This is a genomic window from Rhodoferax sp. GW821-FHT07G04, from assembly GCF_059418585.1.
The window spans coordinates 175,410-200,950 of sequence record NZ_JBWKQD010000001.1 but is presented as its reverse complement, the minus strand read 5'-3'; the positions used below and the strand labels follow the sequence as shown (position 1 = coordinate 200,950).

The following is a 25,541-nucleotide window of genomic DNA, read 5'->3' as shown; positions in this document are numbered from 1 at the left end:
CAAACAGCAAAAAGCCGACCTTGGGTCGGCTTTTTTTTATGCATCGCCTGCTCTAAGGACTGAATGGGCGTCCTGAAATCTTGGTGCCGGGCTTGATGCCTTTTTTTGTGAACCAACCCTGGTTCATCTCCAGCACAAAACGCACCGGCCTGGCTGAGCAATGCGAGTCCGTGGTTTGAGGCTTCATGTTTTCCAGGTTCACGATGGTGCCGTCATCAGCAATGAAGGCCGCAGTCAGCGGTAACAAAGTGTTTTTCATCCAGAAACACAGGCGGCTGGGGCTCTCAAAAATGAACAGCATGCCCTCGTGTTGCGGCATGTCCTGGCGGAACATCAGGCCGACCTCGCGCTGGGTGGACGTAGTGGCCAGTTGGGTGTCGATCTGGTGGATGCCCACTGAAAGCTTCTCGCGTGGCAAATCCATCTGGGGGGCGTCGTCTGCACGGGCAGCAGCGGTGCAGAGCATCAGGGCGGTCAACAGGGTAGAAAAAATGGTTTTCATCGCGCTATTGTGGCCGAACCATGAAAAATGCCCGCGTGAGCGGGCACCGGGAAGGGAAAGCACCAAAGATGATTTACTTCTTGGTGGATTTCTTTTTCTTAGCCTTGTGGTGGGCCTTCTTGGCTTTCTTGGCCTTGTGGGCAGCTTTGTGCTTCTTCATCTTCTTCTCTGGGGCTGACGTGACGGCGGGCGCGGATTGGACGGCAGGAGCAACAGGCGCGACGGGCGCTGCAGCTTGGGCAAACGCAGCCACGGACACAAAGCCAGCAACCAGCGTGGCAAGAAGTTTGTTCATTGAAATATCCTCAAAATTGACGTACTAACCGTGGGTCATTATTCCGCATTGCAATTGGGATTTTTGCCACAGCCCCGCTACTGAAACACTTGACAGAAAGCAGTAATTTTTAGGAATAGAATTTGCGCACTGTCTGAGGCACAACTTCTCAGGTATTCGCGATCCAAAGAAATCAACGGAGACCCTTTCCCCATGTACCAGCACATCAAAGTCCCAGCCGAAGGCAAAAAAATTACCGTGAATGCGGACATGTCCTTGAACGTGCCCGACCAGCCCATCATCCCGTTTATAGAGGGTGATGGCACAGGCTTTGACATTACACCTGTGATGTTGAAGGTGGTTGATGCAGCAGTTGCCAAGGCCTACGGTGGCAAGAAGAAGATCCACTGGATGGAAGTTTATGCTGGCGAAAAATCGACCAACGTCTATGGCCCCGATGTGTGGTTGCCTGAAGAGACCCTGCAAGCTCTGCGCGAGTACGTGGTGTCCATCAAGGGCCCGTTGACGACGCCGGTGGGTGGAGGCATTCGTTCACTGAATGTGGCTCTGCGGCAGGAGCTGGATCTGTATGTTTGTCTGCGGCCCATTCAATACTTTGACGGCGTGCCCAGCCCCGTCAAAGAGCCCCACAAGACCAATATGGTTATCTTCCGCGAAAACTCGGAAGACATCTATGCTGGTATCGAGTTTGAAGCCGAGAGCGATAAGGCCAAGAAGATAATCAAGTTCCTGCAAGATGAAATGGGCGTGAAGAAGATCCGTTTCCCCAACACCTCCGGTATCGGCATCAAACCGGTCTCCAAGGAAGGAACCGAGCGCTTGGTGCGTAAGGCTATCCAGTACGCGATCGACAATGACAAGCCCAGTGTGACCATCGTGCACAAGGGCAACATCATGAAGTACACCGAAGGTGGCTTCCGTGACTGGGCCTACAACCTGGCGCAAAAGGAATTCGGCGCGCAGTTGATCGACGGTGGCCCCTGGTGCAAATTCAAGAACCCCAAGACGGGCAAGGAAATCATCGTCAAGGACAGCATTGCCGACGCTTTCCTGCAGCAAATCCTGTTGCGCCCCGCCGAGTACAGCGTGATTGCCACACTGAATCTCAATGGTGACTATGTGTCCGACGCGCTGGCGGCCCAAGTGGGTGGTATCGGCATCGCTCCCGGGGCCAATTTGTCGGATTCCGTGGCCTGCTTTGAGGCCACGCACGGTACCGCCCCCAAGTACGCGGGCAAGGACTATGTGAACCCCGGTTCCGAAATCCTGTCGGCCGAAATGATGCTGCGCCACATGGGCTGGATTGAGGCAGCTGACCTCATCATCAGCTCGATGGAAAAGTCTATCAAGAGCAAGAAAGTCACCTATGATTTCGCGCGCTTGATGGACGGTGCCACTCAGGTCAGCTGTTCCGGCTTTGGACAGGTCATGATCGACAACATGTAAACAAGATGCAGGGCGGCCTTTGCGGTCGCCCGGCGGGCCTGTTTAGCGTAGCCGCCAGGACCTTTGGGGTCCGTGGCGGTTTTTTTATGGGTCCAGGCTTGAATCAGGCCACAGTGGCTCCAATTCAACAGAGCGGTGCAATCCTTTGGGGTGACCGATAGAATCGATTTCATGGCTACAAATATCCCGTCGAAACCACCAGAACCGCCCGCTCAGCCGCCCAACCCAGACGAGGGTGGCTCTGTTGTGTTGGAACGCCGGACCCAGCGCGTCAAGCCGCCCCAGATGTACCAGGTGATCATGCTGAATGACGACTACACGCCCATGGAGTTTGTGGTGGTCGTGATACAGGAGTTTTTTGGCAAGGACTTGGAATCTGCGACCCGCATCATGCTGAAAATCCATTTGGATGGAAAGGCGGTGTGTGGCGTGTATTCCAAGGACGTCGCGGTAACCAAGGTGGACCAGGTGCTGGATGCGGCACACAAGGCGGGGCATCCGCTCAAGTGCATCTGTGAACCCGTAGAGTTGTAGAGTGAAATTGAAACAAGTGAACAATCAGCCGGGAAACGGTTTACAGTTATTCATCAACGCAAGGCTAAAGGAAATCACATGATTGCCCAAGAATTGGAAGTAAGCCTGCACATGGCGTTTGTTGAGGCACGCCAGCAGCGTCACGAGTTCATTACCGTGGAGCATTTGTTGCTCGCTCTGTTGGACAATCCCAGCGCCGCCGAAGTCCTACGCGCCTGTTCGGCCAATATCGACGATCTGCGCAAATCGCTGTCGAATTTCATCAAAGACAACACGCCCCAGGTTGCTGGTTCCGATGACGTGGACACCCAGCCCACACTGGGCTTTCAGCGCGTGATCCAGCGCGCCATCATGCATGTGCAATCCACGGGCAGTGGCAAGAAAGAAGTGACCGGAGCCAATGTGTTGGTCGCTATTTTTGGCGAGAAAGACTCGCACGCCGTCTACTACCTGCACCAGCAGGGCGTGACCCGGCTGGACGTTGTGAATTTCATTGCGCACGGCATCAAGAAGAATGATCCGCCCGAGTCGACCAAGGCCAACGAAAACCCGGTCGAAAGCGAAGAGGGCAGTGGCGAGAAGAACGAAAAGACCTCGCCGCTGGAGCAGTTCACCGTCAACCTGAACCAACTGGCCAAGGACGGCAAGATTGATCCTCTGGTAGGTCGTGAGTACGAAGTCGAGCGCGTGATCCAGATTCTGTGTCGCCGCCGCAAGAACAACCCCCTATTGGTGGGTGAGGCCGGCGTGGGCAAGACCGCGATTGCCGAGGGGCTGGCCTGGCGCATCACGCAGGCGGACGTGCCCGAAATCCTGGCTGAATCCACTGTGTATTCGCTGGACATGGGTGCCTTGCTGGCGGGCACCAAATACCGCGGTGATTTTGAGCAACGCCTCAAAGGCGTGCTCAAGGCACTGAAGGATAAACCCAATGCGGTGCTGTTCATTGACGAAATTCACACATTGATTGGTGCGGGTGCTGCATCGGGCGGAACGTTGGATGCATCTAATCTGCTGAAGCCCGGCCTTAGCTCAGGCGCGCTCAAGTGCATCGGCGCGACCACCTTCACTGAGTACCGTGGCATCTTTGAAAAAGATGCGGCTCTGTCGCGCCGCTTCCAGAAGGTCGACGTCGTTGAGCCCACCGTGGAGCAGACTGTCGAGATACTCAAGGGACTCAAGTCCCGCTTTGAAGAGCACCACAACGTCAAGTACGCAGTGGCGGCCTTGCAGGCGGCCGCGGAGCTGAGCGCCAAGTACATCAATGATCGCCATTTGCCCGACAAGGCCATTGACGTCATCGACGAGGCGGGCGCTGCCCAGCGTATCTTGCCGGCTAGCAAGCGAAAGAAGACCATTAGCAAGGCAGAGGTCGAAGAAATCGTGGCCAAGATTGCCCGCATCCCTGCGGCGAATGTGTCCAACGACGACCGGAGCAAGCTTAAGACACTGGAGCGTGATCTGCGTAACGTGGTGTTTGGCCAGGACAAGGCTTTGGACGTGCTGGCTTCGGCCGTCAAGATGGCACGCTCTGGCATTGGCAAGGGCGACAAGCCTATTGGCTCTTTCTTGTTCAGTGGGCCCACAGGCGTGGGCAAGACCGAAGCCGCACGGCAATTGGCTTACATCATGGGCATAGACCTGATTCGCTTTGATATGAGCGAATACATGGAGCAGCATGCCGTCAGCCGCCTGATTGGCGCGCCTCCGGGCTATGTGGGCTTTGACCAAGGCGGTTTGCTGACCGAGGCCATCACCAAGAAGCCGCATTGCGTGCTGCTGCTGGATGAAATCGAGAAGGCGCACCCTGCGATCTTCAATGTGCTGCTGCAGGTCATGGACCATGGCACGCTGACTGATAACAATGGTCGCAAGGCTGACTTCCGCAATGTGATCATCGTCATGACCACCAATGCGGGCGCGGAGACCATGAACAAGGCCAGCATCGGGTTCACGAACCCGCGCGAGGCAGGCGACGAGGCTGCGGACATCAAACGTCTGTTTACGCCCGAATTCCGCAACCGCTTGGATGCCATCGTCAGCTTCAAATCGCTGGACGAAAACATCATCTTGCGCGTCGTTGACAAGTTCCTGCTGCAGTTGGAGACCCAACTGGCCGAGAAGAAAGTGGACGTCACCTTTACCGACAAGCTGCGCAAGCACTTGGCGAAGAAGGGCTTTGACCCCTTGATGGGCGCCCGACCCATGCAGCGCCTGATCCAGGACACGATACGCCGTGCCTTGGCCGATGAGTTGCTGTTTGGCCGTCTTACCGAGGGTGGACGCCTGACGGTGGACCTGGACGATACGGACACCAACAAGACTGAAGTTACGTTGGATATACAACCCGTGCCTGAGAAGAAGGGCAAATCCAAGCCGGAGGAAGCGACCGCCGACTAAGCGGTTTGCCTACGTTGATGCGGCTTTAGGGCCCGGTTCTTTGTGAACCGGGCCTTTGTCGTTTGTAGGGGCTGCGATAAGTGTCAGGCCTTCGCCGACAATAGCCCTGTTTTGTTGAATTTCGGCTTTCCATGAAGTATTTGTTCCCCATCGCCCTCAGCTTGGCGCTGATAGGTTGTGTCTCCCTTCCCACCAAGGAAACTCCCACCCCACCGGAGCCACCGGTTGTGCAACCCCCTGTTGTGGTGGTGCCCAAGATTCCGCCGCGCATAGGCTTGGCGTTGGGTGGCGGTGCGGCCCGCGGTTTTGCCCATGTGGGGGTTATCCAGGTGCTGGAAGAGGCGGGCATTCGCCCCTCCATGGTCTCGGGCACCTCGGCGGGCAGCCTCGTTGCAGCCTTCTATGCCAGCGGCAAGACCGGCAAACAACTCCAGCATGTGGCCGAAACCATGGAAGAAGCCACAATTGCCGATTGGACGCTGCCGCTGTTCAACCGTGGCATGTTGCGCGGCGACGCCTTGGCACGCTATGTCAATGGCCAAGTGAGCTCACGACTGATTGAGGACATGGCCCTGCCTTTGGGCATTGTGGCCACCGATTTGAATAGCGGCCAGGGCATGTTGTTCCAGCGCGGCGATACCGGCACTGCCGTGCGAGCCTCCAGCGCGGTGCCTGCGGTCTTTCAGCCGGTCAAGATTGCTGGTCACGAATACGTGGATGGTGGCCTGGTCTCGCCCGTGCCCGTGCGGGCGGCGCGGCAGATGGGTGCGGAGTTGGTGATTGCAGTGGACATTTCCAGTCCACCCGAGGGCAATCTGGCCGGTGGTGCCATGGACGTGCTCTTGCAGACCTTTTCCATCATGAGCAAGAGCATCAACTACTTCGAGCTCAAGGAGGCCGATGTGGTGATCAAGCCCGCCTTGCTGGGCGTGTCCAGCGCAGACTTTGGCTCCCGCAAAAAGTCGATCGAAGCAGGGCGTTTGGCCATGCTGCAAGCGATGCCCCAACTGCGGGCCGCCATCGCCGCCAAGACCCGCTGAAGAAACGGGGCGCGGCGGGCGCAGGGCCAAAAAAAAGGCCCCGTTTTGCAACGAGGCCTTGAAGGGATCCCTGAACCTGATGGTTTCGAAAGGACCCGAGGAGACAACCGGTGGAAACACATGTGTTTCCGCATTGAATTAATTATGTCAGGGTTTTCCCTTGACAGCTAGAGAAGGCGCTCCAAAACGGGATGGTTTGCGCCCTCGCCAGAAATTAACGCTTCTTGGCGGTGGCTTGCTTCGTTGCTTGGGTCGCAGTAGCGGCCACGGCGTTGAAGTTGGCTTCGGCCATTTCAGTGGCTTGCTTCACAGCCTTTTGCACGGATTCCAGTGCGTTGTTGGCAGCGGCCACAGAGCTCTTCATGATGGCAACAGCAGACTCGGAACCGGCCGGTGCGTTCTTAGCGGCGCTGTCCACCAAGCCCATGAATTTCTTCTGGGCATCGGCAGCTTGGCCTTCGAAGGCCTTGCCGAATTCGGTGGAAGTGCCGGTAGCGATGTCGTACAGATGACGGCTGTAGGCAGCGGTTTTTTCGGCCAGGGGCTGGAACAGGCCGGATTGCAGAGCCAACAGTTCTTGGGCGTCTTTCACGCTCAGCAAAGACTGGGCGTGGGAACCGGCTTCAGCCAAAGCGGCCTTGGAGGCTGTCAGGTTCAGCTCAACAATCTTCTCAACGCCTTCGAAAGCCTTGTTGGTCAGGCCGAACAGTGTTTCGATGTTGGACTTGTGGGAAGTAATCAGTTGTTCAACGGTCATCATGTCAATATCTCCAAGAGTTAGGGTAAGAATCTATAAACACTGCTCCGTAACCACCCTGATGGCTTATTTATGTTGCAGCGCAGCATGAGTCGAATTATAGGGATGCGGATCTCTAGTGCAAGTCTTTTTTGCTGCATTGCAACAATTTAGAACAATTTTTCTAAAACCGGGCTTTGTCATGACCGGGTCATACAAGTGTCGAGGCTGTGCGGCTCGCGCACAAGCTACCAAATATGGGGGGCAAACGGGGCTGGCAGAATCAAGCCATGCCGAATCCGAATCCATCTCCCAAACCCAGCCCCGAATCCCGAAGCGCTTACAAGGCCTTCCGACCGATCTCCACCCGTTGGATGGATAACGATGCCTATGGCCATGTCAATAACGTCGTCTACTACAGCTGGTTTGATACGGCGGTCAACGCCTACCTGATCGAGCAGGGGGCGCTAGACATCCACAGTGGAGAGACCATTGGCCTGGTGATTGAGACCCACTGCAACTACTTCGCGTCTCTGGCCTTCCCGCAGACGGTGCAGGTGGGCATACGGGTGGCGCATCTGGGTACGTCCAGCGTGCGCTACGAGGTGGGCATCTTCGGGGACTCGGATTCCACGGCCGCCAAGGGCCATTTTGTGCACGTCTACGTGGACAAAGCGACTCGCCGGCCGGTGCCCCTGCCCGCACGGTTGAAAACGGTTTTGGAGGCCCTGCAATGACGACCACAGCATCGGCCGCCGTAGACGCGGCCATCACCTCCCGCATGTCGGTACGGGCCTTCACCAAGCAGGCGGTCGACCGCGCCACGATCGAGCACATCCTGCAGGTGGCCAGTCGCGCGCCCTCCGGCACCAATTGCCAGCCCTGGCGCGTCTATGTGCTGCAGGGTGCCAAGCAGGCCCAACTGGTGGAACAAGTATGCGCCGCCCACGATGCGATCCGGGCCAACCCGGCGCTGGCGGCCGAGTATGTGGAAGAGTACGACTACTACCCGCAAAAATGGGTCAGCCCCTATATCGACCGCCGCCGCGAAAACGGTTGGGGCCTGTACGGCCTGCTGGGCATAGGCAAGGCCGACAAGGACAAGATGCATGCCCAGCACCAGCGCAACTTCCGTTTCTTCGACGCGCCGGTTGGGTTGATGTTTACCGTGGACCGCGTGCTGGGGCGCGGCTCACTCGTGGACTATGGGGCTTTCCTGCAAAACATCATGGTGGCTGCACGCGGCCATGGCCTGCACACCTGCCCGCAGGCCGCTTGGAATGGCTTTGCCAAGATCATCTTGCCCCACATTGGCGCGGGGCCGGACGAGATGCTGGTCTGCGGCATGTCGCTGGGCCATGCGGATGAATCGGCACTGGTCAACGGCTTCCACACGCCCCGTGTGCCAGCGCAAGACTTCACCACCTGGCTGGAGTAGATGTTGCCCCCACGGTCACTCACTGCGTGTAGCTCCCTGTCGCCCGAGGGGGCCGTCATCGCCTTGGGGCGGCCCGTCGGCGATGGGCCGCACTCGATTGCCCCTGAGGCCACACCATGATCATCACCAGCCTGCTCGACACCGACCTCTACAAGTTCACGATGATGCAGGCGGTGTTGCACCAGTTCCCCGGTGCACAGGTGGAATACCGCTTCAAGTGCCGCAACCCGGGTGTGGACTTGGCGGCCCATGCCGCCGACATCCGTGAAGAGATACGCTCCCTGTGCGGCCTGCATTTCCAGGACAGCGAGTTGGTCTATCTGCGATCGCTGCGATTCATCAAGAGCGATTTCGTTGACTTCTTGGCGCTGTTTCGATTGAACGAGAAGTACATCACGGTCACTCCCCAAGCCAATGGCGAGATCGAGATCGCCATCGTCGGCCCCTGGCTGCACACCATCCTGTTCGAGATCCCTGTGCTGGCCATCGTCAACGAGGTCTATTTCCGCAACACCCAAAGCGTGCCCGATTTCCAAGAGGGCCGCAAACGCCTGGATACCAAGATCAGCCAACTGCGGTCCGATGGCTTGGCCGAGTTGAAGATTGCTGACTACGGCACCCGCCGGCGCTTTTCCCGCGCCTGGCATGACGAGGTCCTGCGCGTGCTGGTGGCCCGCCTGGGCACGGTGCCAGGCACAGGCCATGGCAGTGGCACACCGGGCCAATTGGCTGGCACCAGCAATGTGCTGGCAGCGATGCGCCTGGGCCTGACCCCGCTGGGTACCATGGCCCACGAATACCTGCAGGCCACGCAGGCCTTGGGCCCACGGCTGCGGGACAGCCAAGTCTATGCCTTCGAGTCCTGGGCCCGGGAGTACCGCGGTGACCTGGGCATTGCACTGTCCGACGTCTACGGCATGAGCGCCTTTCTGCGTGACTTCGACCTGTTTTTCTGCAAGCTGTTTGATGGTGCCCGCCACGACAGTGGCGATCCTTTCGCCTGGGGTGAGCGCATGCTGGACCACTACGCGCGCAACCGCGTGGACCCACGCACCAAGACGCTGATCTTCAGCGATGGCTTGACCATCCCCCGCACCATACAGCTGTACCAGCAGTTCAGGGGCCGTTGCCAACTGGCCTTCGGTATCGGCACCAATTTGACCAATGACCTGGGCTACGAGCCGCTGCAAATCGTTATCAAGATGGTCCACTGCAATGGCCAGCCCGTGGCCAAGCTGTCGGACACGCCTGCCAAGAACATGTGCAAAGACGAGAAATACCTAGCCTATCTGCGCCAGGTGTTTGAAATCGAAGCTCCAACCTGAACTACTGCCATGACTGCTGCAAATCCAAACCGCCCCCGCGTACTGATTACCCGGGCCGTCTTCCCTGAGGTGATTGAGCGCCTGTCCGAATACTTTGATGTGGAATCCAACCAGGAGGATGCGAACTGGAACCCAGCCGAATTGGCTCAACGCCTGCAGGGCAAGGTGGGAGCCTTTACGACAGGCTCGGTCCCCATCAATGCCGCGCTACTGGTCCAGTGTCCAGACCTGAAGATCTGCGCCAACATGGCGGTTGGCTACAACAACTTCGACCTTGATGCGATGAGCGCCGCCGGCGTGCTGGCCACCAACGCGCCTGATGTGCTGACAGAGACCACGGCCGACTTTGGCTTTGCGCTGATGATGGCCACCGCGCGCCGCATGGCCGAGAGCGAGCATTTTCTGCGCGCCGGCAAATGGACGCACTGGCGCTATGACATGTTTGCCGGTGCGGAGGTCCATGGCTCCACGCTCGGCATCATCGGCATGGGCCGCATAGGCCAAGGCATAGCACGCCGCGGCGCCTTGGGCTTTGGCATGCAGGTTGTTTATCACAACCGCAGTCGCCTCGATGACGCCATCGAGGCCGAATGCAAGGCCCGCTATGTCAGCAAACAAGAGCTGCTGCAAACGGCGGACCATGTGGTGCTGGTGGTGCCATACTCTGCCGCCACGCACCACACCATAGGTGCTGCCGAACTGGCGTTGATGAAACCCAGCGCCACGCTGACCAACATCGCCCGCGGCGGCATTGTGGACGACGCCGCGCTGGCCGCTGCGCTGCGCGACAAGCGCATTGCGGCCGCGGGGCTGGATGTGTACGAGGGCGAGCCCAAGGTCCACCCGGATCTGCTGACCGTGCCCAATGTGGTGCTGACGCCCCATATCGCCAGTGCAACCATGAGCACGCGCCGCGCGATGGCCATGCTGGCAGTGGACAATCTGATCGGCTATCTGGTGCATGACAAGGCGGTCACGCCGCTCAATGCGGATAGGTTGGCGCAGCGCGGGGCGGCCTAGCTTTGCATTTGCTACTGTATTGGTAGCGCTATGCATAGATTTCACGAGGGCTAGAGCCCAGTTTTATCAATACGATGTTGGCTGAAAAGGCGGTTTCACGGTGAATGATGGATGGATGGTTTGGGCGCTGCTGGCGCTGACATTGGTGACGCTGGCGGTAGCCGCATGGACGGCTTTCGCGCTGGGTCGCCTACGCGCAGGTGACACGCAAGCCGGGATGGATGCGCAACTGCAGCGCAAGGAGCTGCAAGACCTGCGCACCCTGCTGCAATCCAGTAACGAGCGCTTGGAGCGCGAACTGCGCCGCGAGATTGCCGAATCGTCCAAGGGCGCACGCCAAGAACTGACGCAGAACCTGGCCACCTTCCAGCAAACCCTGACGCAGCAAGGGGCCGAGGCCACGCGTACGCAAAACACGCAGATCGACGCCTTTGGCCAGCAACTGTCGCTGCTGCAGAAGACGCTGGCGGACACCTTGCATACCCAACTCTCCGGCATGGGCGAATCCACGGCTCGCCGCCTGGCCGAGCTGAGCGACACCAATACCCGCAGCATGACGGCGGTACGTGACGCCTTGAACCAACAATTGGCGCAACTGCAAACCACCAACTCCGCCAAGCTGGACGAAATGCGCGCCACGGTGGACGAAAAGCTGCAGACCACCTTGCAAGCGCGCTTGGGTGAGAGCTTCAAACAGGTCGCCGACCGGCTGGAGCAGGTTCACAAAGGCCTGGGCGAGATGCAGACGCTGGCCCAGGGCGTGGGCGATCTCAAGCACCTGCTGACCAACGTCAAGACCCGCGGCATTTTTGGCGAGGCGCAACTGGCCAGCCTACTGGAACAGGTCTTTGTGCCCGACCAGTACGCCGTGCAGATTGCGACACGGCCTGGCAGCAAGAACGTCGTCGACTTTGCGATCAAGCTGCCCGGCAAGTCCGACTCGGGCGCGCCGCTGTGGCTGCCGATTGACGCCAAGTTTCCCAATGAAGATTACGAGCGCCTGCTGGACGCGCAGGGCAGGGCCGATGTGGCCGGTGCCGAGGCTGCAGGCAAGGCGCTGGAGTTGCGCATACGGCTGGAGGCCAAGTCCATGGTCGAGAAGTATGTGGAGCCTCCGCACACTACCGACTTTGCGATTTTGTTCCTGCCCACCGAAGGTTTGTATGCCGAGGTGCTGCGCCGCCCCGGCCTGATGGAAAGCCTGCAACGCGACCACCGTGTCACGCTGGCTGGGCCTACCACCTTGCTGGCCATGCTGAGTTCCTTGCAGATGGGCTTCCGCACGCTGGCGCTGGAGAAGCGCTCCAGCGAGGTCTGGCAGGTGCTGGGCGCGGTGAAGACCGAATTCGAGAAATTTGGTGGTGTGCTGGCCAAAGTCAAATCGCAAACGCAGACCGTGCTCAACACGCTGGACAGTGCCGAGACCCGTAGCCGCGCCATGGGCCGGGTGCTGAAAAAGGTCGATGCCCTGCCCGATACGCAAGCACAAGCCCTGATCCCTTTCGACAAGGACTTTGACCGGGCAGAGGGTGATGCTGACGTTGACCGCGATGCCGATGCCAGCGCATGAGCCTCGCAACCGAACCCCAGCCTGAACCCGACACGTCTCGCTCCTGGGAACTGGCCCGGTTGATACTGGGCCAGATATTTCTGCACGGTAGCATGGCCGGCATGCGCATGGCCGCGCCCTTGCTGGCACTGCGCGAGGGCTATAGCGCGCTGGCTGTGGGCGTGCTGCTGGCCTTGTTTTCGCTGACCCAGGTGTTTTTGGCTATTCCCGCCGGGCGTTATGCGGACCGCCATGGCTTGCTCAAACCCATGGGCCTGGGTGTCGCCGCGGCCATGCTGGGCGCAGGGCTGGCCGCCGCCTTTCCATACTTTGCTGTGTTGTGCTTCAGCGCCTTGCTTATGGGCGGCGCCACGGGCGTGGCCATCATCGCCCTGCAGCGCCACGTGGGCCGGGCCGCACAAGACACGACCGAGCTCAAGCAAGTTTTTAGTTGGCTGGCCATTGGCCCCGCGGTGTCGAACTTCTTGGGGCCGGTGGCGGCCGGTTTGCTGATCGACCATGCGGGTGTGCTGCTGGGTGGCACGGCCGGTGACAGCAATGGTTTCAGGGCCGCGTTTCTGCTGATGGCGTGCATGCCGCTGCTGACCTGGTTCTGGGTGCGCCATACGCAGGAGTTACCCCCAGTTCAGCAGCCGCCAGGGTCCACGCAAGCCCGGGTCTGGCATCTGTTGCGCAATGCGCAGATGCGGCGCCTGTTGTTGGTCAACTGGCTGCTGTCATCCTGCTGGGACGTGCACACCTTTGTCGTGCCCATGCTGGGCCATGAACGCGGCTTCAGCGCGTCGGTCATCGGCACGCTGCTGGGCTCCATGGCGGTGTCGGGCGCGGTGGTGCGGGTTGCCATGCCCTTGGTGGCTGCGAACCTGCGCGAGTGGGTCGTCGTCACCGGTGCCATGGTCGTGACGGCCTTGTTGTTTGCAATCTATCCGCTGATGTTTTCGCCTTGGAGTATGGGCTTGTGCTCGGTGCTGCTAGGCCTGTCTTTGGGCTCCGTGCAGCCCATGATCTTGAGCACCCTGCACCAGATCACGCCGCATGCCCTGCATGGTCAGGCCATCGGCCTGCGGCTGATGACCTTGAACCTGTCCAGCGTGCTGATGCCCATGCTGTTTGGTACGGCGGGCCTGGTGGTGGGCGTGTCGGTCGTGTTTTGGACCGTGGGCTGCATGGTGGGCGCCGGTGCCCCCATGGCCTGGCGTCTCAGGCCGGGGGCGCCGGGCGACAGCTCTCAGGCCTTGTAGAACCCCTGGATGATGTCCCAGGTTTGCTGCGGGTCGTCGGCGTACTGGAACAGGTCCAAGTCTTCCGGCGAGATCGCACCTTCTTCCACCAGCACCTCCAGGTTCAACAAGCGCTTCCAGTACTCCGATCCAAACAAGATGATGGGAATGGGGTGGGACTTGCGGGTCTGCACCAGCGTGATGACTTCAAACAATTCATCCAGCGTGCCAAAGCCACCGGGGAAGGCCACCATGGCCTTGGCGCGCATCATGAAGTGCATCTTGCGCAGCGCAAAGTAGTGGAACTTGAAGCTCAGTGAGGGCGTGAGATACGGGTTGCCCGCCTGCTCATGCGGTAGCGCAATGTTGAGACCTACCGTAGGGGCGCCGGCTTCGGACGCGCCGCGGTTGGCGGCCTCCATGATGCCGGGGCCGCCGCCCGTGCAGACATAGATGCGTTCGCGTGGGGGCAGCGTGGCGCCGTGCGTGGCGACGATGTGGCCAAAGGCGCGGGCCTGTTCGTAGTAGTGCGCGTTGCGCAGATGGCGCTCGGCCAAGCGGATGGCCGACGGGTCCTTACTGGCGCGGGCCTGTTCCATGATGCGCTGTGCATCCTCCATGGAGCTGAAGCGTGCACTGCCAAAAACGACTACCGTGTTTTCAATACCTTGCTCCAATTGCGCCAGATCGGGCTTGAGCATTTCCAACTGCATGCGTATGCCGCGGGTTTCGCGGCGCAGCAGGAATTCGGGGTCGGCGAAGGCCAGGCGGTAGGCGTCGGCTTCCAGTGGGGTGCCTGCGTCGGCATGGGCCTTGAGTTCGCTCCATGCGTCGGCCAGGGTGCGGGGTACAGGTGTATTCGGGGTATCCAAGGGGCGGTGTCCTAGTTTCTTTTTGCTAAACGTCACAGGCCCGAGGGTACACCCGAATGCACCCGGTTCGCGGGCTTCAGTTCGCGTTCAACTTGAGTACCAGTTTGCCGTTGTTCGCGCCGGTGAACAGCATGTCAAAGGCCTTGGGGAAATTGTCCAGGCCTTCGACCACATCTTCACGTGTCTTGAGCTTGCCGGACGCGATCCAACCAGCCATCACCATCGCGGCTTCCATGGCGCGGTCGTAGTAGTCGGAGACCACAATGCCGGTCATCGTGGAGCGTGTCACCAGCAGCGACAGGTAGTTGGCTGGGCCCTTGACGGGCGTCGTGTTGTTGTACTGCGAGATGGCACCGCAGATGACGATGCGTGCACCACGTGCCAAGCGGGTCAGCACGGCGTCCAGAATGTCGCCACCCACGTTGTCGAAGTACACATTCACGCCCTGGGGCGCATGCTTGGCCAACGCGGCGGCCACGTCTTCGGACTTGTAGTCGATGGCGGCGTCAAAGCCCAGTTCTTCGACCAGGTAGCGGCACTTGTCGGCACCACCGGCGATGCCGATGACGCGTGCGCCCTTGATCTTGGCGATCTGCCCTACCACCGCACCCACGGCACCGGCGGCACCGGAGACGACCACCGTATCACCGGCCTTGGGCTGGCCCACTTCCAACAGACCAAAGTAGGCTGTCATGCCGGGCATGCCCAGCGTGCTGAGGTAGACGGGCAGGGGAGCCAGCTTGGGATCGACCTTGGTCAGACCCTGGCCGTTGGAATAGGCATAGTCCTGCACGCCCAGCAAACCGGTCACGTGGTCGCCGATGGCGAACTTGGGGTTCTTGGAAGCGGTGACACGGCCTACGGCCAGCGCACGCATGACTTCGCCCAGGCCCACGGGCGGGATGTAAGAAGCCTTGCTGTCATTCATCCAGCCGCGCATGGCGGGGTCCAGCGAGATGTACAGCACTTGGACAACGACTTCGCCGTCGACTGGGTCGCGCAGCGGCTCTTGGGTGCGGTTCCAGTCGCTGGCTTTGACGGTGCCTGCGGGGCGGGCGGCGAGTTTGAATTGGTTGTTGACGGTAGCGCTCATTGCAAATCTCCTGGGTGTGAAAACAAGGGGTTGTTTGGTTTTCAACGAGATTGCTGAAACCATGGGCTGAAGTGTAGAAAGCAATAAGTTGGCTGAATAGACCATTGAAATGCATAATATTGTTGTCTATAGGGCAACAATATTATGAAACCCGTCATGAATCCCCAGCGTTTGGCCAATTTCTCTGCCATCGTGCAGGCGGGCAGCATCAGCAAGGCGGCCTTGGGCTTAGGCTGCGGCAAGTCGGTGCTGTCACGCCAATTGGCCAAGCTGGAGGCCGAGTTGGGTGCGCGCCTGATCCAGCGCTCCACCCGCCGGCTGACGCTGACCGAGATTGGCGAACAGGTCTATGCGCAGGCCCAGCAGATCGACCGCGCACTGTCCAATATCGAGCAATTGACGGGGCAGTACCAGAGCGAGGTCAAGGGCCGCCTGCGCGTCAGTTGCCCCATGCCATTGGGCCAGCGCTATCTGGTGCCGCTCTTGGTTGAGTTCACGCAGCGCTACCCGCTGGTGGATGTGGTGCTGATGGTGGAGGACCGCATGGTGGACCTGATTGCCGAGCACATCGATGTGGCCATCCGCGTGGCCCATCTGGAGGACTCCACACTGGTGGCGCGCAAGCTGGCCGATAGCTCACGCGTGGTGGTGGCGGCGCCCAGCTACCTGCAGCGCCGTGGCACGCCCACCATGCCCGCCGATCTGGCCCAGCACGATTGCCTGGTCTACACCAATGGCGCGCGCAGCTTTGACGAGTGGGGGTTCATCCACGACGGGCAGACTACGCTGGTCAACGTGCAAGGCAAGATACAACTCAATGACGGCATGTCGCTTGTTGCTGCGGCCTGCGCGGGTGGCGGTATTTTGCTAACGGACCGGTTGATGGTGGCCAAGGAACTGGCCAGTGGGGAACTGGTGGAGATCATGCGTGACTATGGCCTGCGGCCGGGGCAGTCCATGTATGCGGTGTACCCAGCACGGCCCTGGCTGGCTCTGAAGACGGCCACCTTTGTAGCCTTCTTGCAGGAGCGTCTGTTTGCGCAGTGACAAATAAAAAAAGGCTTCCGAAGAAGCCTTTTTGAGAGCGGGGCGTTGTTTCACCGCCGGGCCGCCCCAAGGTGAAACGCACCCCCTTGGGGGGCAGCGACCCACGCAGTGGTGGAGCGCGGGGGCACTAGTTTAGACGCGCTTGCGGTACTCACCGGTACGGGTGTCGATTTCAACCTTGTCGCCTTGGGCAACGAAGATTGGCACGCCGATTTCGAAACCGGTGGCGATCTTGGCAGGCTTCAAAACCTTGCCCGACGTGTCGCCCTTGACGGCGGGTTCGGTCCAGGTGATCTCGCGCACAACGCTGGTGGGCAGTTCAACGGAAATGGCCTTGCCTTCGTAGAACACCACTTCGGTGGTCATGCCGTCTTCCAGGTAGTTCAGTGCGTCGCCCATGTTTTCGGCTTCGACTTCGTACTGGTTGTACTCAGTGTCCATGAACACATACAGGGGATCGGCGAAGTAGGAGTAGGAGCACTCTTTCTTGTCCAGAATGATCTGGTCCATCTTGTCGTCGGCCTTGAACACGACTTCGGTGCCGAAGTTGGCGATCAGGCTCTTGAGCTTCATGCGCACGGTGGCGGCATTGCGGCCACCGCGGGCGTATTCGGTCTTCAGAACGACCATGGGGTCTTTGCCGTGCATGATGACGTTGCCGGCGCGGATTTCTTGTGCGATTTTCATGTGCTTTAAGCGGTTGTCACTGTCAGCCTGTGCTGCCAGCGTGATAGGCCGCACAAGGCGGCGAAGACGCCACCATAGACAGGCGGCGGAGCATGGTTTGCCATCGGTTTACGGGGCAAATTCAGCAAAGCCTCGGATTTTACCGTTTTTTCCACACAAACTGAAGCAGCTGCGTGGCCAGATCGTCCATGCCCAGCAGGCGTTCGCGTGCGGACTGCACGGATTGCGACCAGGCCTGCAAATCAATGGCGGGGAGGGGCTCTGCAACCGCCGGTCCGTTCCAGCGGTGGTGGAAAGCACGCAAGCCAGGTGGGGCGGCCAGCATGTCCAGAAAGGCCTCCAGCTTGGGCAGGTGGGCCGCATCGTCTTGCGCATAGATTTGCCAGACCAGGGGCTTGTCGGCCCAGATGGCGCGCACCAGTGAGTCTTCGCCCCGTACAAAGTTGAGGTCGCAAGCCCACAGCAGGTGGTCGTAGTCGTGCTGCGTCAGGGCGGGCAGGTAGTGGATGTGCAGGTTGCTTCCTGTTGGCAGGCTCGAAGTGGCCTGCCGCATGGCCGCCTGCGCACGCCCGGCCGTGACCAGGAGTCGCACTGGTGCGGGCCACGCATCCAACTGGGACAGCAGCGCAGGCAATGCCGCCGGTTCATAGCAAAACAAGGACACCAGCAGCTCGCCCGTTGCATCCGGCACGCCTTGCCTCTCCAACCATGCTGCACGAAATCCCGGTTGGGCAAATGCCTGTTGGCGCTGCTGCAAACCCGGCTCGCGCAGTAGACCGCCGGTGCGTGCAGTGAAACCGGGGTAGAAAAAATACTTGGTCCAGCCTTTGGCCGGACCGCTCATGACCGGTGATGGCAGGCCATGGGAGCGCTCCACAAAGGATTCGGCCGACAGATATTCCAGGTTGATCCAGATCGGTTGGCTTAAGCCTGATTGGCCTATAGCCCTCGTAATACTTGAATAGTGCGCTATAAATTCTGGAGCAATCTCGCAACCGAACCCTTCCACCCACACATCCGCAGGCGGCAGGTTGGCCAGATGCTTGGTGTCCTGCGAATCCGCCCAGTCCAGCACCTGTATACCCGCGCATGCGCCTTGCAGCGCGCTCGGCGCCATCCATTGCAGCCCGCGCGCGTCGTCCACCCACAGGCGCATGCGGTGACCGCGAGCGGCCAAGTCGGTACACAAGCGCCAACAAACACCGAGGTCGCCAAAATTGTCGATGACGCGGCAAAACACGTCCCATAGCAGCGGTGGCGTTGGCGAATCTTGGGGTGCGGGTTTTTGCATGGGTCCGATTGTCCACCGGGGCAAAGAACGCACAATACTGCCCATGCTTGCTGACGAAACCCATTCCGAAGAACTGCTGCGCGAAGTCGCTGCGCTGCCTGCATTGCCCGGCGTGTACCGCTACTTTGATGTGCAAGACCAGTTGCTCTATGTCGGCAAGGCCATCAACCTGAAGAAGCGGGTTTCCAGTTATTTCCAGAAGAACCACGGCGGCACCCGCACCGGCCACATGGTCAGCAAGATTGTGCGCATGGAGACCACGGTGGTGCGCTCCGAGGCCGAGGCCTTGCTGCTGGAAAACAACCTCATCAAGACGCTCAATCCCAAGTACAACATTCTGTTTAGGGACGACAAGAGTTACCCGTATTTGAAGATGACGGGCGTGCCCAAGCGATCAGTTGTAGAGACTATGCCCGGAACCGCCGCACCCGCCCCAGCACTGGCCGCGGACTTTGCACGGGTCTCGTACTACCGCGGCAGTGTGGAAAAAAAGCACCGTTACTTCGGCCCCTATCCCAGTGCCTGGGCGGTGAAGGAAGCCATTTTGTTGATGCAGAAGGTCTTTCGCCTGCGTACCTGTGAAGATCCGGTGTTCAGCAACCGCAGCCGCCCCTGTTTGCTGTACCAGATCAAGCGATGCTCGGCGCCCTGCGTCGGTCACATCTCGGCGCAGGACTATGCCGAGGATGTGGCCAACGCCGAGAAATTCTTGCGCGGCGATGCGCAAGAGGTTCTGCGCCACTTGGAAGCCCGCATGATGGCCCACGCCGACAAGCTGGAGTTCGAACAGGCCGCTGAGCTGCGTAACCAGGTGGCGGCCTTGTCCAATGTGCTGCACCAGCAGGCGATGGACAACGTGGAAGACCGCGACGTGGACATCCTCGCCGTCAAGGTGCAGGGCGGCAAGGCCTGCGTCAACTTGGCCATGGTGCGTGGCGGCCGCCATCTGGGCGACAGGCCGTACTTTCCGGTCCATGTGGAAGATGCAGCCGGCCTGGCCGACGATGACGCGGGTGATGCGCCACTGCCACCTGTAGAAGTTCAGGTGTTGGAGGCCTTTTTGTCCCAACACTATGTGGATGTGGCCATGCCGCCCACACTCATCGTCAGCGAGCCGGTCAGCAAGGGACTGTTGAAGGTCTTGTCCGAGCAAGTGGGATTCAAGGTCAGCGCCATCCACCAGCCGCGCGAGCAACGCCGAGCCTGGTTGGAAATGGCGCAAACCAATGCCGCCTTGCAACTGGCCCGCTTGCTGGCGGAGGAGGGCTCGCAGCAGGCCCGTACCCGCGCATTGGCCGAGGCGTTGGATTTGACGTTGGACAGCCTGGACAGCTTGCGGGTGGAGTGTTTTGATATCTCGCACACGGCAGGGGAGGCAACTCAGGCCTCGTGCGTGGTGTTCCACCACCACAAGATGCAGAACTCTGAATACCGGCGCTTCAATATCGATGGCATCACGCCGGGGGACGACTACGCCGCCATGCGGCAGGTACTGACCCGCCGCTATGGTAAATTGGCCGAAGCTCTCAAGGAGGCCAAGCATGTGGGGCAGGCACTATCTGGCACGGGCCGACTGCCTGATCTGGTGCTGGTAGACGGCGGCAAAGGCCAGGTGTCCATGGCGCGTGAGGTATTCGAACAATTGGGGCTGGATCTGTCGTTGATCGTCGGAGTGGAAAAGGGTGAGGGTCGCAAGGTCGGCTTGGAGGAGTTGGTCTTTGCCGATGGGCGCGAAAAGGTTTACCTGGGCTCCGATTCCGCGGCGCTGATGTTGGTGGCCCAGATACGCGACGAGGCCCACCGATTCGCCATCACCGGCATGCGCGCCGCGCGGGCCAAGGTGCGGGTGGGTGGAGGCAAGTTGGAGGAGATCCCCGGAGTTGGCCCCAAGCGGCGGGCCAAGTTGTTGCAGCGCTTTGGCGGCGTGCGCGGCGTGGCGCTGGCCAGTGTTGACGACATCGCAACAGTCGATGGCATCTCCAAAGAATTAGCGGAAGAAATCTACCGCGCTTTGCACTAATAGAAGCGCCCCTGCGCTCCGTCGCTGCGCGGGTCACGGCCCCCAAGGGGTCTTTCGTGTCTTGGGACGGCCCGGCGGCACGCAAGCCGTGCCACAATCAAGCCATGTTTATGACCATACCGACCATCATGACGTGGACGCGGATCTTTGCGATCCCACTCATCGTGGGGGTTTTCTATTTGCCCGATTCGGTGGCAACGCTAGCTGAGAAAAACCTGACGGCAACCATCATGTTTGTGGTGTTTGCCGCCACCGATTGGCTGGATGGTTACCTGGCTCGCAAGCTGAACCAGACCTCATCATTTGGTGCCTTCCTCGACCCGGTCGCCGACAAGTTTCTAGTGTGTGCTTGCGTGCTGGTGCTGGTGCATTTGGGCCGTGCCGATGTGTTCGTAGCGCTGATCATCATCGGGCGCGAAATTGCCATCTCGGCTTTGCGCGAATGGATGGCCCAGATTGGTGCATCCAAGAGCGTGGCTGTGCACATGATTGGCAAACTGAAGACCGTTGCACAAATGGTTGCAATTCCATTCCTGCTGTTCGACGGCGTTTTGTTTGGTCTGGTTCATACCCATCAATGGGGTGTCTGGCTGATCTGGGTGGCAGCGATTTTGACCATCTGGTCGATGGTGTATTACCTGCAAAAAGCCTTGCCGGAAATCCGGGCGCGGGCCAAATAGCGCTCACCTTTTTGCCGCGCTGGCCTCACCGTCTTGAGGCTTTTTGTGCGCACGCGATTACCACATTTATTCTTGATTTCTGGGTCAAATTTTGAGAACAAATGCGACTAGAATCTGCCTCCGCACCGTTGTAAAGCTGCATGGCGTATTGACATGGAAATGACCCATGGCTTTAATGGGCAGCAGCAGCCGCGGTTGCTACTGAAGTGATCCAGACCAGCTTCCGGCCCGTTTGCGCAATGTGCAGAGAACCAGAGAACTGAGTCCGGTGAAAACAATATTTGAAGAGACAATTCGATTAACTCTGCTTCCTACAAGGGGTCTTTGTGAATAAAACCGAACTGATTGAGCACATTGCAAAACATGCCGACATTTCCAAGGCCGCAGCGACACGCGCCTTGGAGTCCACTATTGGAGCGGTAAAAACCACCTTGAAAAAAGGCGGCACGGTGTCGCTGGTAGGTTTTGGTACATTTGCGGTCGGAAAACGTGCGGCCCGTACCGGTCGTAATCCCCGCACTGGCGCTGCGATTAAAATCAAGGCCGCCAAGGTTCCCAAGTTCCGTCCTGGCAAGGCATTGAAAGATGCTCTGAATTGATTTTTTGGTTTAAGGTGGGGTGATTAGCTCAGTTGGTAGAGCGGCGCCCTTACAAGGCGTAGGTCGGCGGTTCGAGCCCGTCATCACCCACCACCGGCACTCAGACAAAGGCGAACAGTGTGTTCGCCTTTTTTGTTATTTACTGGAGAGTTAGCGCATGTTCGATTACGTTCGCAAGCACACAAAAATCATGATGATTTTGATGTTCTTGCTGATCATTCCCGCGTTCGTTGTGACCGGTGTTGAAGGATTCAAGAGCATTCGTGCCGGCGGTGACGCCGTGGCCACAGTAGCCAATCACAGCATCACACAGGGCGAGTGGGACGCTGCCCACAAAAACGAAGTGGATCGTCTGCGCCAGCAAATGCCCAATCTGGATGCCAAGTTGCTGGAGTCGCCCGAGGCGCGCTACATGACCTTGGAACGGCTGGTGCGCGAGCGTGTGCTGGCCGAAGCCGTCAAAGATGCGGGCCTCAACATTGCCGATGCGCGCATGACCCGAGAGTTGCAACAAAGCCCCGCTTTTTCCAGCCTACGCAAGCCTGACGGAGCTTTGGATCTCGAACGTTTCAGCCAAGTGGCAGCGGCTCAGGGCCTGACTTCGGACGGCCTACTAGCGCGTGTCCGCAGCCAAATGTCTGAGCGGCAAGTAGAAGCCGGTGTGGTGAATACCGCGTTTTCTCCCGCAGCATTGCCTGACGTGTCGTTGAATGCGTTTTATGAGCGGCGCGAAGTGCAGATTTCACGTTTCAACCCGACAGACTACGCCAGCAAGGTCAATCCCACGGATGCGGAGATCGAAGCCTTCTACCAGTCCAACTTGGCTAGCTTCAAGTCGCCAGAGTCTGCCAATATTGAGTATGTGGTGCTCGACCTGGACATCGTCAAGAAATCCATCAGCCTCAATGAAGCCGATGTGAAGACGTATTACGACCAGAATGTGACACGCCTGAGTGGTAAGGAAGAGCGCCGTGCCAGCCATATTCTGATCAATGCGCCCAAGGATATGCCGGCAGATGAGCGTAAAAAGGCCCGCGAAAAAGCGGATGCCTTGCTGGCCCAGGTACGCAAAGCACCCGATAGTTTTGCCGATGTGGCGCGCAAGAATTCGCAGGACCCAGGTTCTGCGCCCAATGGCGGCGATCTCGACTTCTTTGGCCGCGGTGCCATGGTCAAGCCCTTCGAAGAGGCTGCGTTCGCTATGCAAAAGGGTGACATCAGCGATGTAGTGGAATCCGACTTTGGTTTCCACATCATCAAGGTGACGGACACCAAAATACCCAAGCAACGCAGTTTTGAAGAGTTGCGCCCCAGCATAGAAGCCGATCTGAAGCAACAACAGGCGCAGCGCAAGTTTGCCGAGGTTGCCGAGCAATTCACCAATGGCGTCTACGAAGAATCCGATAGCCTGAAGTCCGTTGCCGAGCGTTTGAAACTGGAGGTCAAGACGGCAAACAATCTGCAGCGCAAACCAGCTCCTGGTGTTACAGGTGTCTTTGCCAATCCGAAGTTTCTGGCGGCTGTTTTCAGCGCGGACTCCTTGGAGAAGAAACGCAATACCGAAGCGGTTGAAGTCGGTTTGAACCAATTGGCTGCTGCACGCATCACCCAATACACGCCCGCGAGCACACAACCCTTGGCCGATGTGCGTGCTGTTGTGAAGGCCGGTTTGGTTGCCAAACAATCCGCGGAACTGGCGAAGAAGGAAGGCGCCGCGAAGCTCGCAGCGTGGAAGACCAAAGAGCCGGAGCAACTGCCAGCAACCGCGACCGTTTCACGTGAGGGCGCGCAAACAGTTCCCGCTCCTGTGTTGGACGCAGTATTGCAGGCAGACACCGCTACGTTGCCAGCCTGGGTGGGTGTGGATCTGGGTATTCAAGGCTACGTAGTTGCGCGTGTCAGCAAGGTGCTGCCCCGCAGTGCGCCTGTGGCTGCGACCGCCGAGCAAGAGCGCAAACAGTATGCACAATGGGTAGCCAACGCCGAAAACAAGGCTTACTACAAGATGCTAAGCCAGCGATTCAAGGTGGCCATCAAGGCCCCACGTCCCGCACCCGGTGCAACCGGACAACAAACTTTGGTTGAATAGGGGAAAACACCGGCTATAATCTGGTGCTCGCGGTGGCTGTAGCTCAGTTGGTAGAGTCCAGGATTGTGATTCCTGTTGTCGTGGGTTCGAGCCCCATCAGCCACCCCAACTGATACACATGAAGCCTGCTATCTAAACGGTAGCAGGCTTTTTTTATGCAAGGAGAAGTCCTGTGAGCGACGATACCAAGGCATGCCCCGTTTGTGCGGAAACCATCAAATCGGCGGCCATCAAATGTCGGTTTTGCAATACGGATTTGGTAGCGTTTGCTGCGGCCAAAGACTCAGAGGCGGAAAGGGTCCTATATGCGGCCCATCCGGCGATCATTTTTTCGATGTGGCAATGGCTGGTAGTTGTCGGGACTGTGGGCATCGCCTTCATTTACTACTGGGTGCAGAGCCTGTCGACCCGGTATGAAATCACAACACAGCGGGTCAGGATCGAAGAAGGCATCCTTTCCAAATCCAAAGAGAGCGTGGAGCTTTTTCGCATTGATCACTTCGATGTGCTCAAACCTCTGGGCATGCGCTTGCTGGGTCACTGCGTGCTGCAATTGCGTTCCAGCGACTCCAATTTTTCAACCGTAGTGATCTTCGGAGTCCAAGATCTGGAAAAGCTGGCTGACACTCTGCGCGAATGCTCATTGCGTGAGCGCGCCAGGCGGCGCGTTACGACGGTGGTGCAAGCTTGAGCTAACGGTCTTTGTAGCTGAATCCAACAATCAGCCACGGTATGACTTTACCGTCTACGTCGGGCGGTAACTTTTCAGTCTTGTCGATCGCGTTGATGACGGCGTCATCCCACGACTTTACGCCGCTGGATTTCACCAATTTGCGGCTGATGATGGTCCCATCAGGGGAGGTGCGCACTTCCACATCAGCTACGGGGTTGCTACCTAAGGACTCCGTGTAAGTGATGTTGGGTTTGATGCGCGCAATGATGCGTCCCATGTAGCTGGCGGAGGGGCCTGAGGACTGCTTGGCAGAGCCCATGGAGTTGGCATCACCCGAACCCGCTGCTTGGTTGGCCATGCGGTTCATGCGCTCGATTTGTTGACGACGCAGCTCCGCGATTTGCTTGGCATCCGTCTCTGATTTTGCGGCCTGTGCCTTTTGCAGGTCCTGCTGTGCCTTCTTGTCGCGTGCTAATTTTTCGCGCTGCTCTTTGTCACGCGCTTCCTTTTCTTCGGCCAACTTCTTGGTTCTGAGGGCCTCTTTTTGACGCTTTTCCAGAGCCAGGCGTTCCTGCTCCTGCTGCCGTTCCCTTTCCAATCGTGCCTTTTCTTTCGCAATAGCAATGCTCGGGTCGGGCACTGTGGGCAGAGGCGTTGGCGGTACAGGAGTTTCCTTGAGCACCGGCGCTTTTACCGGGTCTGGTGTCTCGGGTGGTGGTTCGGGTATAGGCGGCGGTGCTGCTTCTACCGGAAGTGCTGACCATAGCTCCGCTGCCACGGTGACCGGAGTGGTGTCCCGTTTCCATTGCACTCCCAGGGACAGTACGACCAGCAGGAGTGCATGCGCCAAGATGGCCAAGCCAAAGGCGCGCATCAGCCCCGGCGTGGGCGGCGGGGCAAATTCCATGCGGGCTTGGTCGGCATTCATGGCTGGTGCACCGGGTTGCAGAGGGTCAGATCAGTT

General features: G+C 58.9%; 24 protein-coding genes and 2 tRNA genes. 18 read left to right on the top strand and 8 right to left on the bottom strand.

The genetic code is table 11. The annotated features are described in order from the left end of the window. Positions 1-52: 52 nt before the first annotated feature. Both AC07OO_RS00895 and AC07OO_RS00890 read right to left on the bottom strand, forming a co-directional pair. Positions 53-502: a DUF192 domain-containing protein gene (locus AC07OO_RS00895; protein WP_495080173.1), complete on the bottom strand. Its 450-nt coding sequence runs from the start codon at positions 500-502 to the stop codon at positions 53-55. Positions 503-575: 73 nt separating this feature from the next. Next, complete coding sequence (locus AC07OO_RS00890) at positions 576-797, bottom strand: hypothetical protein (RefSeq protein ID WP_495080172.1); 222 nt, start codon at positions 795-797, stop codon at positions 576-578. 192 nt (positions 798-989) lie between these two features. On the opposite strand from AC07OO_RS00890, the gene icd reads away from it, so the two are divergent. The 4 genes from icd (at position 990) to AC07OO_RS00870 (ending at position 6,217) form a co-directional block, all read left to right on the top strand. Further along, positions 990-2,243, top strand: a complete 1,254-nt coding sequence (gene icd / locus AC07OO_RS00885) for an NADP-dependent isocitrate dehydrogenase (protein ID WP_495080171.1) — start codon at positions 990-992, stop codon at positions 2,241-2,243. Positions 2,244-2,405: 162 nt separating this feature from the next. Then, a complete protein-coding gene (gene clpS, locus AC07OO_RS00880) occupies positions 2,406-2,777 on the top strand; it encodes an ATP-dependent Clp protease adapter ClpS (protein WP_495081750.1) in 372 nt (123 codons plus the stop codon). A 78-nt stretch (positions 2,778-2,855) separates the two neighbouring features. Further along, on the top strand, positions 2,856-5,177 hold the full coding sequence (gene clpA, locus AC07OO_RS00875; RefSeq protein WP_495080170.1) for an ATP-dependent Clp protease ATP-binding subunit ClpA: 2,322 nt from the start codon (positions 2,856-2,858) through the stop codon (positions 5,175-5,177). A 131-nt stretch (positions 5,178-5,308) separates the two neighbouring features. Beyond that, positions 5,309-6,217: a patatin-like phospholipase family protein gene (locus tag AC07OO_RS00870; protein ID WP_495080169.1), complete on the top strand. Its 909-nt coding sequence runs from the start codon at positions 5,309-5,311 to the stop codon at positions 6,215-6,217. 214 nt (positions 6,218-6,431) lie between these two features. On the opposite strand, the gene AC07OO_RS00865 is transcribed toward AC07OO_RS00870, so the two are convergent. After that, on the bottom strand, positions 6,432-6,977 hold the full coding sequence (locus AC07OO_RS00865) for a phasin family protein (protein ID WP_495080168.1): 546 nt from the start codon (positions 6,975-6,977) through the stop codon (positions 6,432-6,434). Positions 6,978-7,243: 266 nt separating this feature from the next. Here AC07OO_RS00865 and AC07OO_RS00860 point away from each other — a divergent pair, with 266 nt between their 5' ends. From AC07OO_RS00860 to AC07OO_RS00835, 6 genes are all read left to right on the top strand, one after another. Further along, complete coding sequence (locus tag AC07OO_RS00860) at positions 7,244-7,690, top strand: acyl-CoA thioesterase (RefSeq protein ID WP_495080167.1); 447 nt, start codon at positions 7,244-7,246, stop codon at positions 7,688-7,690. Beyond that, positions 7,687-8,391, top strand: coding sequence for a nitroreductase (locus AC07OO_RS00855; RefSeq protein ID WP_495080166.1), 705 nt, complete (start codon positions 7,687-7,689; stop codon positions 8,389-8,391). Before AC07OO_RS00860 ends, AC07OO_RS00855 begins: the two co-directional genes overlap by 4 nt. A 116-nt stretch (positions 8,392-8,507) precedes the next feature. After that, entirely contained in the window at positions 8,508-9,716 is a 1,209-nt protein-coding gene (gene pncB, locus AC07OO_RS00850) for a nicotinate phosphoribosyltransferase (RefSeq protein ID WP_495080165.1), read from the top strand. Between the two features lie 9 nt (positions 9,717-9,725). Further along, positions 9,726-10,736 (top strand): 2-hydroxyacid dehydrogenase, encoded by a 1,011-nt coding sequence (locus AC07OO_RS00845; RefSeq protein WP_495080164.1) that lies wholly within the window; start codon positions 9,726-9,728, stop codon positions 10,734-10,736. Positions 10,737-10,836: 100 nt separating this feature from the next. Continuing rightward, the gene (locus AC07OO_RS00840; protein WP_495080163.1) at positions 10,837-12,306 is read left to right on the top strand and encodes a DNA recombination protein RmuC; all 1,470 of its coding nucleotides are present in this window, start codon (positions 10,837-10,839) and stop codon (positions 12,304-12,306) included. Next, entirely contained in the window at positions 12,303-13,547 is a 1,245-nt protein-coding gene (locus tag AC07OO_RS00835; protein ID WP_495080162.1) for an MFS transporter, read from the top strand. The genes AC07OO_RS00840 and AC07OO_RS00835 overlap by 4 nt, the downstream gene beginning before the upstream one ends. Here the strand turns inward: AC07OO_RS00835 and AC07OO_RS00830 are convergent. Both AC07OO_RS00830 and AC07OO_RS00825 read right to left on the bottom strand, forming a co-directional pair. Next, positions 13,535-14,398 carry an LOG family protein gene (locus AC07OO_RS00830; RefSeq protein WP_495080161.1) on the bottom strand — a complete coding sequence of 288 codons (864 nt, stop codon included), beginning with the start codon at positions 14,396-14,398 and terminating at the stop codon, positions 13,535-13,537. The genes AC07OO_RS00835 and AC07OO_RS00830 overlap by 13 nt on opposite strands. A 76-nt stretch (positions 14,399-14,474) precedes the next feature. After that, positions 14,475-15,491 carry an NADP-dependent oxidoreductase gene (locus tag AC07OO_RS00825; protein ID WP_495080160.1) on the bottom strand — a complete coding sequence of 339 codons (1,017 nt, stop codon included), beginning with the start codon at positions 15,489-15,491 and terminating at the stop codon, positions 14,475-14,477. 156 nt (positions 15,492-15,647) lie between these two features. Here AC07OO_RS00825 and AC07OO_RS00820 point away from each other — a divergent pair, with 156 nt between their 5' ends. Further along, positions 15,648-16,538, top strand: a complete 891-nt coding sequence (locus AC07OO_RS00820) for a LysR family transcriptional regulator (RefSeq protein WP_495080159.1) — start codon at positions 15,648-15,650, stop codon at positions 16,536-16,538. Between the two features lie 132 nt (positions 16,539-16,670). On the opposite strand, the gene efp is transcribed toward AC07OO_RS00820, so the two are convergent. Together efp and earP are read right to left on the bottom strand one after the other, a co-directional pair. Continuing rightward, on the bottom strand, positions 16,671-17,225 hold the full coding sequence (gene efp / locus AC07OO_RS00815; protein WP_495080158.1) for an elongation factor P: 555 nt from the start codon (positions 17,223-17,225) through the stop codon (positions 16,671-16,673). 139 nt (positions 17,226-17,364) lie between these two features. After that, the gene (earP, locus tag AC07OO_RS00810; protein ID WP_495080157.1) at positions 17,365-18,516 is read right to left on the bottom strand and encodes an elongation factor P maturation arginine rhamnosyltransferase EarP; all 1,152 of its coding nucleotides are present in this window, start codon (positions 18,514-18,516) and stop codon (positions 17,365-17,367) included. A 43-nt stretch (positions 18,517-18,559) separates the two neighbouring features. Here earP and uvrC point away from each other — a divergent pair, with 43 nt between their 5' ends. From uvrC to AC07OO_RS00775, 7 genes are all read left to right on the top strand, one after another. After that, a complete protein-coding gene (gene uvrC, locus AC07OO_RS00805) occupies positions 18,560-20,536 on the top strand; it encodes an excinuclease ABC subunit UvrC (RefSeq protein ID WP_495080156.1) in 1,977 nt (658 codons plus the stop codon). A 104-nt stretch (positions 20,537-20,640) separates the two neighbouring features. Continuing rightward, entirely contained in the window at positions 20,641-21,216 is a 576-nt protein-coding gene (gene pgsA, locus AC07OO_RS00800) for a CDP-diacylglycerol--glycerol-3-phosphate 3-phosphatidyltransferase (RefSeq protein WP_495080155.1), read from the top strand. 326 nt (positions 21,217-21,542) lie between these two features. Further along, positions 21,543-21,815 (top strand): HU family DNA-binding protein, encoded by a 273-nt coding sequence (locus AC07OO_RS00795; RefSeq protein ID WP_066709320.1) that lies wholly within the window; start codon positions 21,543-21,545, stop codon positions 21,813-21,815. A 17-nt stretch (positions 21,816-21,832) separates the two neighbouring features. Continuing rightward, positions 21,833-21,908, top strand: a tRNA-Val gene (locus AC07OO_RS00790). Positions 21,909-21,972: 64 nt separating this feature from the next. Then, entirely contained in the window at positions 21,973-23,904 is a 1,932-nt protein-coding gene (locus AC07OO_RS00785) for a SurA N-terminal domain-containing protein (RefSeq protein ID WP_495080154.1), read from the top strand. 32 nt (positions 23,905-23,936) lie between these two features. Then, positions 23,937-24,012, top strand: a tRNA-His gene (locus AC07OO_RS00780). A gap of 64 nt (positions 24,013-24,076) precedes the next feature. Continuing rightward, positions 24,077-24,595, top strand: a complete 519-nt coding sequence (locus AC07OO_RS00775; RefSeq protein ID WP_495080153.1) for a PH domain-containing protein — start codon at positions 24,077-24,079, stop codon at positions 24,593-24,595. 1 nt (position 24,596) lies between these two features. On the opposite strand, the gene tolA is transcribed toward AC07OO_RS00775, so the two are convergent. Continuing rightward, the gene (gene tolA / locus AC07OO_RS00770; protein ID WP_495080152.1) at positions 24,597-25,505 is read right to left on the bottom strand and encodes a cell envelope integrity protein TolA; all 909 of its coding nucleotides are present in this window, start codon (positions 25,503-25,505) and stop codon (positions 24,597-24,599) included. Positions 25,506-25,541: the final 36 nt, after the last annotated feature.

Bases quoted from the DNA above. Each gene is read 5' to 3' on its own strand.
- AC07OO_RS00785 (WP_495080154.1), top strand. From the start codon at position 21,973: ATGTTCGATTACGTTCGCAAGCACACAAAAATCATGATGATTTTGATG.
- AC07OO_RS00860 (WP_495080167.1), top strand. From the start codon at position 7,244: ATGCCGAATCCGAATCCATCTCCCAAACCCAGCCCCGAATCCCGAAGC.
- uvrC (WP_495080156.1), top strand. From the start codon at position 18,560: ATGCTTGCTGACGAAACCCATTCCGAAGAACTGCTGCGCGAAGTCGCT.
- AC07OO_RS00865 (WP_495080168.1), bottom strand. From the start codon at position 6,977: ATGATGACCGTTGAACAACTGATTACTTCCCACAAGTCCAACATCGAA.
- tolA (WP_495080152.1), bottom strand. From the start codon at position 25,505: ATGAATGCCGACCAAGCCCGCATGGAATTTGCCCCGCCGCCCACGCCG.
- pncB (WP_495080165.1), top strand. From the start codon at position 8,508: ATGATCATCACCAGCCTGCTCGACACCGACCTCTACAAGTTCACGATG.
- AC07OO_RS00835 (WP_495080162.1), top strand. From the start codon at position 12,303: ATGAGCCTCGCAACCGAACCCCAGCCTGAACCCGACACGTCTCGCTCC.
- clpA (WP_495080170.1), top strand. From the start codon at position 2,856: ATGATTGCCCAAGAATTGGAAGTAAGCCTGCACATGGCGTTTGTTGAG.
- AC07OO_RS00890 (WP_495080172.1), bottom strand. From the start codon at position 797: ATGAACAAACTTCTTGCCACGCTGGTTGCTGGCTTTGTGTCCGTGGCT.
- pgsA (WP_495080155.1), top strand. From the start codon at position 20,641: ATGTTTATGACCATACCGACCATCATGACGTGGACGCGGATCTTTGCG.
- AC07OO_RS00870 (WP_495080169.1), top strand. From the start codon at position 5,309: ATGAAGTATTTGTTCCCCATCGCCCTCAGCTTGGCGCTGATAGGTTGT.
- AC07OO_RS00820 (WP_495080159.1), top strand. From the start codon at position 15,648: ATGAATCCCCAGCGTTTGGCCAATTTCTCTGCCATCGTGCAGGCGGGC.
- AC07OO_RS00845 (WP_495080164.1), top strand. From the start codon at position 9,726: ATGACTGCTGCAAATCCAAACCGCCCCCGCGTACTGATTACCCGGGCC.
- AC07OO_RS00825 (WP_495080160.1), bottom strand. From the start codon at position 15,491: ATGAGCGCTACCGTCAACAACCAATTCAAACTCGCCGCCCGCCCCGCA.
- AC07OO_RS00895 (WP_495080173.1), bottom strand. From the start codon at position 502: ATGAAAACCATTTTTTCTACCCTGTTGACCGCCCTGATGCTCTGCACC.
- efp (WP_495080158.1), bottom strand. From the start codon at position 17,225: ATGAAAATCGCACAAGAAATCCGCGCCGGCAACGTCATCATGCACGGC.
- AC07OO_RS00855 (WP_495080166.1), top strand. From the start codon at position 7,687: ATGACGACCACAGCATCGGCCGCCGTAGACGCGGCCATCACCTCCCGC.
- icd (WP_495080171.1), top strand. From the start codon at position 990: ATGTACCAGCACATCAAAGTCCCAGCCGAAGGCAAAAAAATTACCGTG.
- earP (WP_495080157.1), bottom strand. From the start codon at position 18,516: ATGCAAAAACCCGCACCCCAAGATTCGCCAACGCCACCGCTGCTATGG.